Annotated in this window: 11 protein-coding genes; 2 read left to right on the forward strand and 9 right to left on the reverse strand. The window is 43.3% G+C overall.

Going from position 1 to position 12,139, the window contains the following annotated elements; all coding sequences use genetic code 11:
• Window positions 1–52: 52 nt before the first annotated feature.
• The 5 genes from H9628_RS08555 to H9628_RS08575 form a co-directional block, all read right to left on the reverse strand.
• Window positions 53–1,345 (reverse strand): glycosyltransferase family protein, encoded by a 1,293-nt coding sequence (locus H9628_RS08555; protein WP_251833726.1) that lies wholly within the window; start codon window positions 1,343–1,345, stop codon window positions 53–55.
• A gap of 39 nt (window positions 1,346–1,384) precedes the next feature.
• Complete coding sequence (locus tag H9628_RS08560; protein ID WP_251833727.1) at window positions 1,385–3,940, reverse strand: YfhO family protein; 2,556 nt, start codon at window positions 3,938–3,940, stop codon at window positions 1,385–1,387.
• Window positions 3,941–3,993: 53 nt separating this feature from the next.
• A complete protein-coding gene (locus H9628_RS08565; RefSeq protein WP_251833728.1) occupies window positions 3,994–4,209 on the reverse strand; it encodes a hypothetical protein in 216 nt (71 codons plus the stop codon).
• Between the two features lie 40 nt (window positions 4,210–4,249).
• Window positions 4,250–5,305, reverse strand: a complete 1,056-nt coding sequence (locus tag H9628_RS08570; protein ID WP_251833729.1) for a DUF6263 family protein — start codon at window positions 5,303–5,305, stop codon at window positions 4,250–4,252.
• Window positions 5,306–5,427: 122 nt separating this feature from the next.
• Window positions 5,428–5,880 carry a copper resistance protein CopD gene (locus H9628_RS08575; protein WP_251833730.1) on the reverse strand — a complete coding sequence of 151 codons (453 nt, stop codon included), beginning with the start codon at window positions 5,878–5,880 and terminating at the stop codon, window positions 5,428–5,430.
• A 134-nt stretch (window positions 5,881–6,014) separates the two neighbouring features.
• Between H9628_RS08575 and H9628_RS08580 the strand changes: the two genes are divergently transcribed.
• Complete coding sequence (locus H9628_RS08580) at window positions 6,015–8,042, forward strand: M3 family metallopeptidase (protein WP_251833731.1); 2,028 nt, start codon at window positions 6,015–6,017, stop codon at window positions 8,040–8,042.
• Window positions 8,043–8,101: 59 nt separating this feature from the next.
• Here the strand turns inward: H9628_RS08580 and H9628_RS08585 are convergent, their stop codons facing one another.
• The 3 genes from H9628_RS08585 to panD form a co-directional block, all read right to left on the reverse strand.
• A complete protein-coding gene (locus H9628_RS08585; protein ID WP_251833732.1) occupies window positions 8,102–9,112 on the reverse strand; it encodes a T9SS type A sorting domain-containing protein in 1,011 nt (336 codons plus the stop codon).
• A gap of 265 nt (window positions 9,113–9,377) precedes the next feature.
• Window positions 9,378–10,406: a lysylphosphatidylglycerol synthase transmembrane domain-containing protein gene (locus H9628_RS08590; protein WP_251833733.1), complete on the reverse strand. Its 1,029-nt coding sequence runs from the start codon at window positions 10,404–10,406 to the stop codon at window positions 9,378–9,380.
• A gap of 21 nt (window positions 10,407–10,427) precedes the next feature.
• Window positions 10,428–10,778: an aspartate 1-decarboxylase gene (panD, locus tag H9628_RS08595; protein WP_251833734.1), complete on the reverse strand. Its 351-nt coding sequence runs from the start codon at window positions 10,776–10,778 to the stop codon at window positions 10,428–10,430.
• A 326-nt stretch (window positions 10,779–11,104) separates the two neighbouring features.
• On the opposite strand from panD, the gene H9628_RS08600 reads away from it, so the two are divergent.
• Complete coding sequence (locus H9628_RS08600; protein WP_251833735.1) at window positions 11,105–11,395, forward strand: HU family DNA-binding protein; 291 nt, start codon at window positions 11,105–11,107, stop codon at window positions 11,393–11,395.
• Window positions 11,396–11,454: 59 nt separating this feature from the next.
• On the opposite strand, the gene pdxH is transcribed toward H9628_RS08600, so the two are convergent.
• Window positions 11,455–12,099, reverse strand: a complete 645-nt coding sequence (gene pdxH / locus H9628_RS08605) for a pyridoxamine 5'-phosphate oxidase (protein ID WP_251833736.1) — start codon at window positions 12,097–12,099, stop codon at window positions 11,455–11,457.
• Window positions 12,100–12,139 lie beyond the last annotated feature (40 nt).

A 12,139-nucleotide genomic window follows, 5' to 3' on the forward strand; every position in this document is an offset into this window, starting at 1 on the left:
CCCCCCCCCCCCCCCCCCCCCGCGACCGGTAAAAGGATTTCCGCCTTCGCCCTCACGCAGTGTCAACGTCCAGAATTTCAGCCAGTCTTTTGGTGAGGTTTCTGCGCGAGAAGCGTTCGATATTCTGTGTTTCGGGTTGCGCATCCGCCGATTTCCATAAGTGATATTGCTGAAGAATGAATGTTTTCAACCCATCGATGTCGTCGTAAATAAAATGGCGGCCGGCACCAGTTTCATCCAGGATTTTTTTCACATCGCTGTCTTTCGGTCCGAATGACAGGATTTGGTTTCCGCTCGCAAGGTATTCGAATATCTTTCCCGGAATAATGCCTTTTGAGCTTTCATCTGGAAAATTAGTAATCAGCAGCAAGTCCGAATTCTGCATCTCACGGTTGGCCTCCGAATGCGAAAGATAGCCCAGATTGCGAAGCGAATTTCTAAGCGGCGAGTCCGTAATCTTTTCAAGGATCTTATCATCGATTCTGCCGACGGATTTCAGTTCAAAATCACTTCGGAAGTCGCTGTTTTCCAATAAAATATCATTCAAAACCTTCCAAAGAACTTCCGGATTCCTAAGTTGTTCGAGAACGCCTACATAACTTAGTGTAAACTTGTTGCTTTTTACTTTTTCAGCAGTTTCAAAGTGGTCAAAACCGTTTGTTATGCAAAAGGCATTCGCGCCCTTTTTGCGGAAATTTTCAGCGTCGACGTAGCTTGTGGCTAGCGTAATGTCGGCATTCTGAAAAACCTGCTGTTCGAGATTTCGGTGCTTTGAATCAGCAGCTTTTGTGAGTTTTAAATGTTTGTAGTACGAAATTTCCGTCCATGGATCCCGAAAATCTGCAATCCATTTTAGATCCGGAAATTCTCTTTTGAGTTTCAGCCCAATGAGATGCACAGAGTGTGGCGGACCCGTTGTCACCACGGCATCAAAATGATTTTCCGCCAGATATTTTTTTAAAATTTTAACCGAAGGCCTGACCCAAAAAACGCGCGCATCCGGAATGAAAAAGTTGCCGCGCACCCAAACCGAAAGTTTGGATTTCCAGCTTTGGTTCGCGCCGACATCAAACTGTCCGGCTTTGAATTTTTTGTTTTCCTTCCCGAAAAATTCCGCAATCTGATAAGGTTCCCAAATCCTGTTTTTGATGATTTCGAGGTCTTCAGCCACATCTTTTTTCAGCGTTTCATCAACAATCGGATAGCTTGGATTTTCCGGAATGAAAACAGCAGGCTTCCAGCCAAAATCGGGCAGATATTTCACAAATTTTAACCACCGCTGCACGCCCGGTCCACCTGCAGGCGGCCAGTAGTAGGTGATAATTAAAATTTTCTTCGCTGACATTTATTTAATCCGAAAGAACTTTATTTTAAATACAAAAGTTTACGCCACAACATCGCTTTTGCGCGAACGGAACAGGTACCAAATACCACCCGCGCTGAGCAAAACAAAAAGTATGAATGCGCTGAGTGAGATCACTTTTCCGGTTTGGATTACTTCAGGTTCAAACACCATCCTTAATACGTGTTTTCCGGCCGGTACATGTACTGCGCGCAGCAGATAATTGGCTTTTATGTACGGAACTTCTGTTCCGTCAAGGAACATTTTCCAACCTTTAGGATAATAAATCTCCGAAATTACAGCGAGCTGAGGCGTTGCTGAACTGGTTTTGAATTCAAGTTCATTAGGCTGATATGAAGTTAACTGCAACGATGCCGCATCATCCGGTGCGAACTTTTTGCCGTCGAAATATTTTTTGTCGGAAGCCGCTACTACAGCAACTCTTTTGGTATCCAAAACACCGATCTGCGCAAGTTCGTCATTAGGCGAATCCACGAACTGAACCTCGGAAACAAACCATGCGTTGCCGTTCGCCATCGGGTTTGGCACTACTTGCGGCTCCTCTTTCGAGCCGAAAACCATGTACTTGGTGTTGAGCATATTCAGGATGCGCGGCACCTTAGCGGTATCCATCTTTCCGAAATATTCGTTGATGAGATCGTCATAGCGACGTAGTTTCACCGCGTGGTAACCGCCAACCGACGGTTTAAAATAAGAGGTATTGGTCTCGCTGAACGGCCCCAAAACCTGATTGAAAATGCGGTAGTGCGTTTTGTCTTTCTCCGCGATCGTTTCGAGGGTTTTGTTGATCGTAGCATTAGCCAAAAGTCCCTGTAGATTTTGGTTTTCACCAACCTTTTGGATCAGCAGGTCAGAACTTTCGGTCTGGAATGGATTTTCGGTGAACGTGCTGTCAATGAAGTTTTCGTTGTTCAGGTAACGTTTGTTCACACTCCAAAGATCGAAAAGACTTACCGCGCCGATGATGATCAGCACCACATTCTGCGTCAGCGTTTTCTTTAGACCCAAATAAAGTGCGCCTGCGGTGATTGCGACATAAAGAATGGCTTTAACGGCATCAATCCGGAACATTTTATACCGCTCATCGATAAGATAATCGAGCAGATATGGAGGAAGATATGTTTTTTCGGTGGCGGTATGAAACCCGAGGACCGACTTTCCGAAAACAATTAATAATAAAATAAAACCTAAGACCCCGCCACTCACATACAGCAGAATTTTCTTTTTGTATTCGTCTGTCAGTATATTTTCAGGATTGATTTCAGTACTTTCATTCGAATTGAAGAAACGGTAAAGCCCAAGGATCGCGATAAACGGGAAAAGCAGTTCCACCACGACCAATATCGAGCTCGGCGCGCGGAACTTATTATAAAGCGGCACGAAATCAATAAATAAATCGGAAACAATTATAAAATTACTTCCCCAAGCCAGCAAAATGGTAAGGATCGAAGCACCTAAAATCCAGTATCTGTACTTTTTCCAGGCAAAAAAGAATCCGAGGATGGCCAAAAATACCACCACCGCTCCCTGGTAAGCCGGCCCGGAAGTGCCGGGCTGCTCGCCCCAGTAAGTTAGTGAGTTGAAGCCCTTCGAAATCTGGTCCATTTCCTCCTGCGACGAAACATTCTGCTGCACCATCGCCTGAACTTGCGCCATCATCTCATCAGCACCGTCTTCGTCGCTGGCACCGCCCATCAAACGTGGAATGAAAAGATTTAATGTTTCAAGCTTTCCATAACTCCACATCAGCATACTCTCCTTATCCATACCGGATTTTCCGGAAGTATGCGTTTCATTATCTAAAATCTGCTTGCCCCGAACGGTTTCTGTAACATATTCTGAATTGGCCAAAAGTCGCTGAGCATTCATCGCCACACCGAACACAAAAGCAAGCGCTAAGACTCCGGACGAAATCCCGAAATGCCGCCACGTAGTTTTATGCTGAAAGGCCCGAACCAGTTCACTGATAAACAAAAATGCGAGCGCAATGAAGAGATAGTACGTCATCTGCGGGTGATTCGCAGCAATTTGAAGTCCCATGAACAGCGCAGTCACGATGAAACCAAGAATATACTTTCTCCGGATGTAAACTAGCAGGATGCCCGCCAGCAGCGGCGCGAAATAGGCAACAGTGTGTATCTTTCCATTGTGACCCGCCGCCAGCGCGATATAAAAGTATGTGGAAAGCCCAAAAAACGTGGCACCAAGTGCAGCGTATTTCCAGTTTCTTACCGCAACCAAACCTAAAAGGAAAAATCCCGCAAACAGCAGAAAGATATAATTAGCAGGTTTTGGCAGAAAATTTAACGCATCGTCAATTTTTTTAATGACGTCACCGCGAAACTGCGCGCCCATCTGGTAAGTCGGCATCCCGCCAAACATAGAGTCGCTCCAGTAGGTTTCAGAACCATTTTGGGCGCGGTAATCTAAAAGTTCTTTCGCGCCACCTTTATACTGCACAATATCGTGCTGGTAAAGTTGTTTGCCGAGCAAGACAGGATTTGCATAAAGCAAAGCAAGCACTGCGAACGCGACAATACTCACGAGAATGACCACTAATTTCTTATTCTTTGCCATGTTTTAATTAATAAAAACCCTTTAAAATTAAATAATTAAAAAGGGTTAAGCTATTATTTGTTCTTATCGTTTATTTCTTCGTACTCCACGGTCTCTGCGTCCCAGTTGAGTTTTGAATCCAGTTTTTTCTTAGATTTTGATGTCGTCTGATTTTTATTTCCCGGTGACGCTGGGAATTTATAAAACGAGACAAAGAAAAGCCTTTTCAAAATATTCCACAGGAAAAAAATTATAATTACCGTGAGAATTATTTCTAATAAATACTTCATTTTCAATCGGTTATTTAGAAGGTTTTGTGAGAAAACAGTGTTATCTGGCCGGATTCACCTGTACAAGTGAGTTGGATGTACTTTTCATCGTCTGAGATTGCTTCCCGTCTGAAAGCGTCTCGCTTTGCGAAGTCTTTACCGTAATCGACTGGTTTTTGATCCAACCTGAATTTTGGTCCAGGATAATCTTACCGTTCTGGGAAAGTTCTGAACTCATGCTACGCGTGATTCCTTCCTGCGTTTTCTTGTCGCTTTTTTTCGGAATTCCACCCACAACCGAAATCTCAGCAACTCCGTCACCCACTTTCTGTAAGGTATATGTAGTGGTGAGTTTTATTTTTCCGTCTGGCGTTGCATTTTCACTCACCGACCATTTGTCACCTATTTTAGCACCTTTTGCAGGCAATAAAAGCAAGTTTTTAGTGAACTGGTCTTTTAGGATTATTTCATTGAAAGATTCTTTGAAACCCTGCGTAAATGCCGTTTTTTGTTTGGCATCTTTAAGCAAAGTACTTACGGCAGCTGTAACCTTTGTATAAATTGGGTCAAAGCCGTTAATTGAAACCACTTCCCCGTTTTCCTTCATTTTCAGGTTGAGTTTATTACCAACGAGCGCCTTATTCACTTTGTACATCATTTTCAGCTGCTCATCTTTTGGTTCGGCCTGGCGCGTATCTACCGAAATGCTTTTTCCGTTCGCGGCCTGCGTGTTCTTTTTAGCCAAAAGATCTATTGTGATGTCGTAAACACCGTTCTCGAACTTATTTACCTTAAAGGACATCTCATCGCGGCTTTCGCTGGTTCCGCTCTGGGTTTTCCCGTCCGGCGCCGTCATGGTCTGCTGGTCTTTCTGGTAAGTAGTGAGCGGATAAGATTTGCCAACTTCTAACTTAAAACGCTGCGTATACACGCCGTCTATTTCTTTTATGGCTGGATCTGCCACTGCATTTGCGGCCGTTTGTGCAGAATCTTCTGCAGGAACTTCCACCGTGATAGTTTCACCCGTTTCGGGGTCAACTTTGGTAACTGTTTTGGTTTCTTTTGAACAGGAAGATAACGTGAACGCAATCAGGGCGATTGCTGTAAGGTTTTTCATTAAATTGGTTTTCGAAAAAATTAAATAAAATGGACCCCAGATTGGCTGAATCTGGCCATGAGGCGCAAATTTAAGTTTTTATTTGTGACCTTTTTAAATATTATAAGTTTTTAACGGCTTTGTCATTGAAGGTTTATCCCACCAAAACGAACGAAGCTGCCGACGACCATCATCGCAGCACCGAGCAGTGTGACAGACCAGATATGAAATGCCATTACCGAAAGGCTCTGCGGGCGAAGTTTGGGCAAAACGAAAATATTGGCGCTCAGCGCGAACAACACGGTGATGAAAAGTAATGAAAGTTTCAGTGACACCACCGTTTCAACCGGATCAGCGAAATGAAACCATCGGCCGGCATTCACGCCCAGCTGATAAGCCATCCAGATTCCTGTGATGACCATCACGAGCAGCGCAGGAAGGCCGATACGCTCGTATTTCTTCTCAAATTTTAAAAGAATTTCAGGATCTTTTTTGCATAGAACTTCCGGCAGGATGATGAATGATAATATCAAATGGCCGCCGACCCAGATGGCTGAGCCCAACAGATGAAGTATCAGTAAAAGATGATGGGACATAGCAGGTATTTTGAGTTCCTGATCTTCGTAAGAATAGTTCTTCAACAGATCAGTAAAACAAATATAAAACTTAAATAAGTAAATTTGCACCTTTCGAAAAAGTATAGGAAACCCCTTTAAAAATAGTAAAGAAGATGAAAAATCCACTGTTAGAAACATTTCAGACCAAATATAATTCGGCTCCGTTTGATTTTATTAAAGAAGAGCACTTTCAGCCTGCGTTTGAAGAACTGGTCCGGCAGGCAGAAGCTGAAATTGACGCGATAGTTGAAAATCCGGAGGCACCGACTTTTGAAAACGTGATCGAAGCGTTGGCCTATTCAGGTTCTCAACTCGACATTGTTTCCGGCATATTCTTCAATTTAAATTCAGCGGAAACCAATGATGAGATTCAAAAGATAGCGCAGGAAGTATCGCCTCTACTGACCGAATTCTCTTCAAAAATTTCACAGAATGAAGAACTCTTTCGCAAAGTAAAGGCGGTATACGACAATACTCCGAGCGAAAATCTAAACGGTGAACAACAAATGTTGCTAAATGAAACGTACAAAGGATTCGTGCGAAGCGGAGCATTGCTTGGCGAGGACGAAAAAAACACGCTTAAAGACATCAACATCGAGTTGTCTAAAAAATCACTTCAGTTCGGTCAAAATGTCCTGGCGGAAACCAACGCCTATTTCCGTCATATCACAAACCGCGAAGAATTGGCCGGCGTGCCAGAGGCTATTCTTGCCCAATATGAGGCTGAAGCCAAAGAGCGGAACCTTGATGGATATGTCGTTACACTGCAGTTTCCGAGTTTTGTGCCGCTGATGAAATATGCCGAAAACCGTGAACTTCGCCGTGAAATTTCGATTGCAAACGGCCAGAAATCATTTAAAAACAACGAGTTCGATAATCAGAAACTCATCCGTGAAATCGTGCAGCTGAAAGATGAAAAGGCAAAGATCTTAGGCTATACGAATTATGCACAGTTTGTGTTGGAAGAAAGGATGGCTAAAGCGCCGGAAAAAGTGGAAACATTCCTGCAGGAACTTTTGGCTAAAGCGCAGCCATACGCTGAAAAAGAAATTGAAACACTTAAAGAACTTGCAACAAAAGACGGAATTGACGAATTGCAGAGCTACGACCATGCTTTTTACGCAGAAAAACTCCGCAAACAGAAATTCGATATTGATGATGAGGAACTGAAGCCTTACTTCCAGCTTGATAAAGTGCAGGACGCAGTTTTTGGTTTGGCCAAGCGGCTTTTCGGGCTAAAATTTGTGGAAACAACGGACATTCAAAAGTATCATCCGGAGGTGAAAACGTACGAGATTTTCGAGGATGATGCGTTCAAGGCCTTACTCTACACCGACTATTTCCCGCGTGCCGGAAAACGCGCAGGCGCCTGGATGACGAGCTACAGAAGCCAGTTTAAGAAACACGGAGCTGATCACTGCCCACACATTTCGGTGGTTTGCAATTTTTCTAAACCAATGGGCGATATGCCAAGTCTGCTCACCTTTCAGGAAGTCACCACACTTTTCCATGAATTCGGGCACGCACTCCACGGAATTCTGGCAGATACCACCTACCCAAACCTGTCGGGAACGTCTGTGAAATGGGATTTTGTCGAGTTGCCTTCCCAGTTTATGGAAAATTACTGCTACGAACCTGATTTTTTGAAATCTTTCGCGGTACATTATCAGACAGGTGAAGTTTTATCCGATGAAAAAATTGAAAAGATTTCCAGTTCCAAAAACTTTATGGAAGGCTACCAGACCATGCGCCAGCTTGGTTTTGGTTTGCTCGATTTGGCGTATCACACAAAAGCGGCCAATGTAGATGATATCAAAACATTTGAAACCCAGGAAACCGAAGCCACAAATCTCTATCCTGCCAATCCGGAAACAGCTTTGAGCCCGAGTTTCTCACACATTTTCCAGGGCGGCTATTCTGCAGGTTATTATTCGTACAAATGGGCGGAAGTATTGGATGCGGACGCGTTTCAATATTTCAAGGAAAACGGAATCTTCAATCCGGATATCGCGCAAAAATTTAAGAAACTGTTGTCGTCCGGCGGCACGGTTGATCCGATGGAATTGTATAAGTCTTTCCGCGGCAGCGAGCCAAAAATTGAAAGTTTGCTCAAACGCGCCTTTGGTGACCAACAGATTTAAAAAAAAATCAGATGAGATAAACGTCCCATCTGATTGTTTTTGAATTTGTACTAAATATTTTACTGCTTAATCATCTTCACGACTTTCTTGTTCGAACCGTCGTTCACTTTCAGCATGTAGCTGCCTTTGGCCAGTTCAGCAACATTGTAAGATTCATCATAAGGCATTGTTTTTACAAGTTTTCCGGACATGTCATAGACAGAAACCGTAGTTCCCACGCGTTGACTTTCAGCCGGCAGATTAAGCTTGAAAACATCTTTTACAGGATTTGGATAAACCACTACTCTGTTGTCAAACTGCACGTTTTCATTGGTTCCTAAAACAGTATAATTCACAATGAACGGCAAATCCATCGTATAATCGGGTGCGGTTGTCGGGTTGCCATCATCTACAAGTGCATTCCAGACTGCATTTGTGCCGTCATACTGCATTGCATTGAAAGTTGACAGACCACGTGAACCCACGATTGTAACCGGCGGCGTAAAACCTCCGTTTGTTGTCACCGCGCTTTGGATCTGGTATTTCATCCAATATGTACCGGCAGTCAGGGTAACCGGCGCGTTTGCGGTAAGTTTCCAGATTTTTCGTGTAGTGGTAGTTGCAGCTGGGGTTGGAACCATCGTATTGAAAATACGGTACATCAACCCGTCCGCTGATCCGCTCATTCGGTTTGTGGTATCATCACCAAAGACGACGGAACTACCTGACACGGAAGGATTCCCGTTCAGAATACTCAGCCTTAAAACGTTAAATGGTGATGTGCTGCCAGTAAATCCCGTCTGATATGCAAACCCCTCTATGGTTGAGATCTGCCACGACTGTCCGGCAGGAATAATGAAATCATCAGCGAGGAAGAAATTTGCAGTACCGAAGAGTGCTGCTGTGTAACCTGCCGTGGTATTGGATTCTGTCGTGTTTCCGGTGTTGTTCTGCACCTCAGACCAAGTGTAACCCGCGGGTGATGCAGTTCCGTTTTTGGCAGTTGGACCGGTACTCAATCCTCCGTTATTGTATTGGGAGAACGCAAAAAGTGGCACCAGGGCCACCAAAGAAAGTAATTTTGTTTTCATGATAAAATGTTTTATTTGTATTGTAAAGTTAAAATATTTACGAATACCGCAACACTTTATTGAAATATTTTTTTAATAAAGATTAGCTTAGCGAAATTTTTACTGAATGCTTTGAGAATTCGGCAGTATTTTGAGCTTCCTTTCTATATTTTTAAATATTTAAAATTTTCAAATGCTTGAACTTAATCTAAATGCAAAAAAATCATCTTCAAAAGTGAAGATGATAATATAAATAATCGCGCAGGTGCAGATGCATTAACCTTAGCTACTTTAAAGCTGCAGCACTTCGGGCTTTTGCAAGAACTGGCACCGAAATAAGTCCCATCACAAGCATAATGGCCAATTGCATGGTATGAGAAATGAAAGCGTACGAAAGACCTACTTCACCCCCCTGTTCCGGGTTTTTACCTAACGAAAGATACAGCGCCATGATGCCAAACTTCAGTGCAAGATGAAAGGCTCCGATTCCTCCGGAAGCCGGAATCATCATACCCAACGTACCCACTACAATAATGAAAAAGCCGTCAGCGGGTGTGAAAGCGGACGTTTCGGGCAACGCAAAACATACCAGATAAGCCGCAAGGTAATAGCAGATCCAGATGGCCAACGAGTAAATAATGAAGGTAAACTTCTTTTTAAGTTTGAAAATAGACATCAAGCCGTGAAAAATCCCTTTGCCGAAGTCTAAAACTTTCTGAAACAACACAATTTGTGTGAGCCTTTTTCGAAATATATAAGTGAAGACAGCCAACAAGACCGCGGCTGATAAAAAGTAATAAAGTAAACCGTCGGATTCACTTTCTCCCTTTTGCTGCGTGACATAGCGGTAGAAAGCCAAAATGGCATCGTACTTAAAAATAAGTGTAAAGAGCAGAAATACACCCATGCACATCAGGTCTACCACACGTTCGAGGATAATGGTCCCGAAAGACTTATTCACCGGTACTTTCTCAACACTGTAGAGCGCTGTGGAACGCGCAACTTCGCCGCTTCGCGGAATTGTGAGATTCATCAGATAGCCGAATGAAATCGTCCAGAAAGAATTGGAGTTGCTTATAGAATACCCGAGCGGCTCTAAAAGTAAATTCCAACGTACGGCCCTGAACCAATAGGCCAGAATTCCAAATACAGAGGCAACTAAAACCCAAAAATAGTTGGCTTCAGCAAAATAGCCCGCAATTTTTTCGAACTCCATCCCGCGCAGTGCAAACCACATGAAAACGGCAGCCACCACAATTGAGATCGCGATTGTAACAAAGGTTTTTAAAGGATTAGGGCTTTTCGGTTCGCTCAAAACAAGGGTTTTTTGCAGATATTAGTTGAGCAGGTTGGTCACTTCATCCGGGAAGATGATCTTAGGCTGGAAATGCTGTGCTTCTTCCGGCGTCATCTGTGCGTAAGACATGATGATGATGATGTCTCCTTTTTGTACAAGACGCGCTGCAGGGCCGTTCAGACAGATTTCGCCAGATTTTCTCTTGCCTTTGATCGCGTAGGTATCAAAGCGTTGGCCGTTGTTCACATTTACAATGAAAACCCGTTCGCCAACGATGATACCTGAAGCCTCAAGCAAATCTTCGTCGATGGTGATACTGCCTATATAATTCAGGTCAGACTCAGTGACGCGCACGCGGTGAATCTTGGACTTAAAAACTTCAATTAACATGGCGCAAATTTAAAGATTTAAATCAAACCTAACTTTAAAAAAGTGCATTTTCGGCATTTGGAATCCATACTTTTCGGCAGGCTAAATTTAAATTATTCGCAAAATAGTTTTTGGTATTAAAAAATTATCTAAATTGCGATGACAAAAGGCTTAAACGGAAAACCAATACGCGCGAACCACGATGAACCGAAAAATGTCATTTTAGTAAGTTTGTGGCAAAACGGTGATTTATATCAAGTCTTTTTTAAATATGATTAAAAAATTTGCGCAATTTTAAAATTGTTTTATATTTGCCTTAATACAAATTTAACTTAACAATAATTATTATGAACAAGTCTGAACTTATCGACGCTATGGCAAACGATGCCGGCATTACTAAAGTTGCTGCTAAAGCGGCACTGGAATCATTCATCTCAAACGTAACTGAAACTTTGTCTAAAAAAGACGGTAAGGTTTCTCTAGTAGGTTTTGGGACTTTTTCTGTAGCTGAAAGAGCTGCTAGACAGGGCATCAACCCGGCGACTAAAAAACCAATCAAGATTGCTGCTAAAACTGTTGCTAAGTTCAAAGCAGGTGCTGAATTATCTAACTCAGTGATGGGTGGTAAGAAAAAATAATCTGCTCCGGATAAAAAAATCAAGCCTCATCTGCGGATGAGGCTTTTTTATCGGTTATTTCATGGTGCGAGTCTGCTGATCTTCCATTCGAAATTGTCCTGCAGCGAATACAAAATCCTGTCGTGCAGACGGTTTGGGCGTCCTTGCCAGAACTCGATCTCGTAGGGTTTTGCGATAAATCCGCCCCAAAATTCCGGACGCGGAACGTTTTTTCCCTCGAATTCACTTTCAAGTTCCTTCAGTTTTTCCTCAAGATATGCACGGTTCGGGATTACTTCGCTCTGTGGCGAAACCAGCGCCCCAAGCTGGCTGCCGCGCGGCCGCGACTCAAAATAGCCGTCGCTCAGGTTGGGCGCAATCTTTTCAATTTCAGCTTTGATGATGATTTGGCGCTCAAGATTGGGCCAGAAAAAATGCAGGCAGGCTTTTGGCGAACGCTGTAGCGCTCTACCCTTCCGGCTGTTGTAATTGGTATAAAATATAAATCCTTCCCAGGTGTAAGATTTGAGCAAAACCATCCTCGTGCGCGGACAACCATCATCTTCCACGGTAGATACTGCCATAGCGTTGGCTTCATTGATAAAAGGATTTTCCTGCGCTTCCAGGTACCAGCTCCGGAACTGCTCCATAGGATTTTCCTTTATCTGGCGTTCCAGCAACTCAGCTTTTTCGTAAACTTTTCTTTTATCATGAAGATTTTCCATTGGTTTTTTTTTACTTTTGAAAAGCAGTTCACTCTTTTTT

It is taken from the genome of Kaistella pullorum, from assembly GCF_014837035.1.
Taxonomy (GTDB): domain Bacteria; phylum Bacteroidota; class Bacteroidia; order Flavobacteriales; family Weeksellaceae; genus Kaistella; species Kaistella rhinocerotis.

Coding starts and splice junctions, on each gene's coding strand:
- H9628_RS08555 (WP_251833726.1), bottom strand. CDS start 1,345: ATGTCAGCGAAGAAAATTTTAATTATCACCTACTACTGGCCGCCTGCA.
- H9628_RS08560 (WP_251833727.1), bottom strand. CDS start 3,940: ATGGCAAAGAATAAGAAATTAGTGGTCATTCTCGTGAGTATTGTCGCG.
- H9628_RS08565 (WP_251833728.1), bottom strand. CDS start 4,209: ATGAAGTATTTATTAGAAATAATTCTCACGGTAATTATAATTTTTTTC.
- H9628_RS08570 (WP_251833729.1), bottom strand. CDS start 5,305: ATGAAAAACCTTACAGCAATCGCCCTGATTGCGTTCACGTTATCTTCC.
- H9628_RS08575 (WP_251833730.1), bottom strand. CDS start 5,880: ATGTCCCATCATCTTTTACTGATACTTCATCTGTTGGGCTCAGCCATC.
- H9628_RS08580 (WP_251833731.1), top strand. CDS start 6,015: ATGAAAAATCCACTGTTAGAAACATTTCAGACCAAATATAATTCGGCT.
- H9628_RS08585 (WP_251833732.1), bottom strand. CDS start 9,112: ATGAAAACAAAATTACTTTCTTTGGTGGCCCTGGTGCCACTTTTTGCG.
- panD (WP_251833734.1), bottom strand. CDS start 10,778: ATGTTAATTGAAGTTTTTAAGTCCAAGATTCACCGCGTGCGCGTCACT.
- H9628_RS08600 (WP_251833735.1), top strand. CDS start 11,105: ATGAACAAGTCTGAACTTATCGACGCTATGGCAAACGATGCCGGCATT.
- pdxH (WP_251833736.1), bottom strand. CDS start 12,099: ATGGAAAATCTTCATGATAAAAGAAAAGTTTACGAAAAAGCTGAGTTG.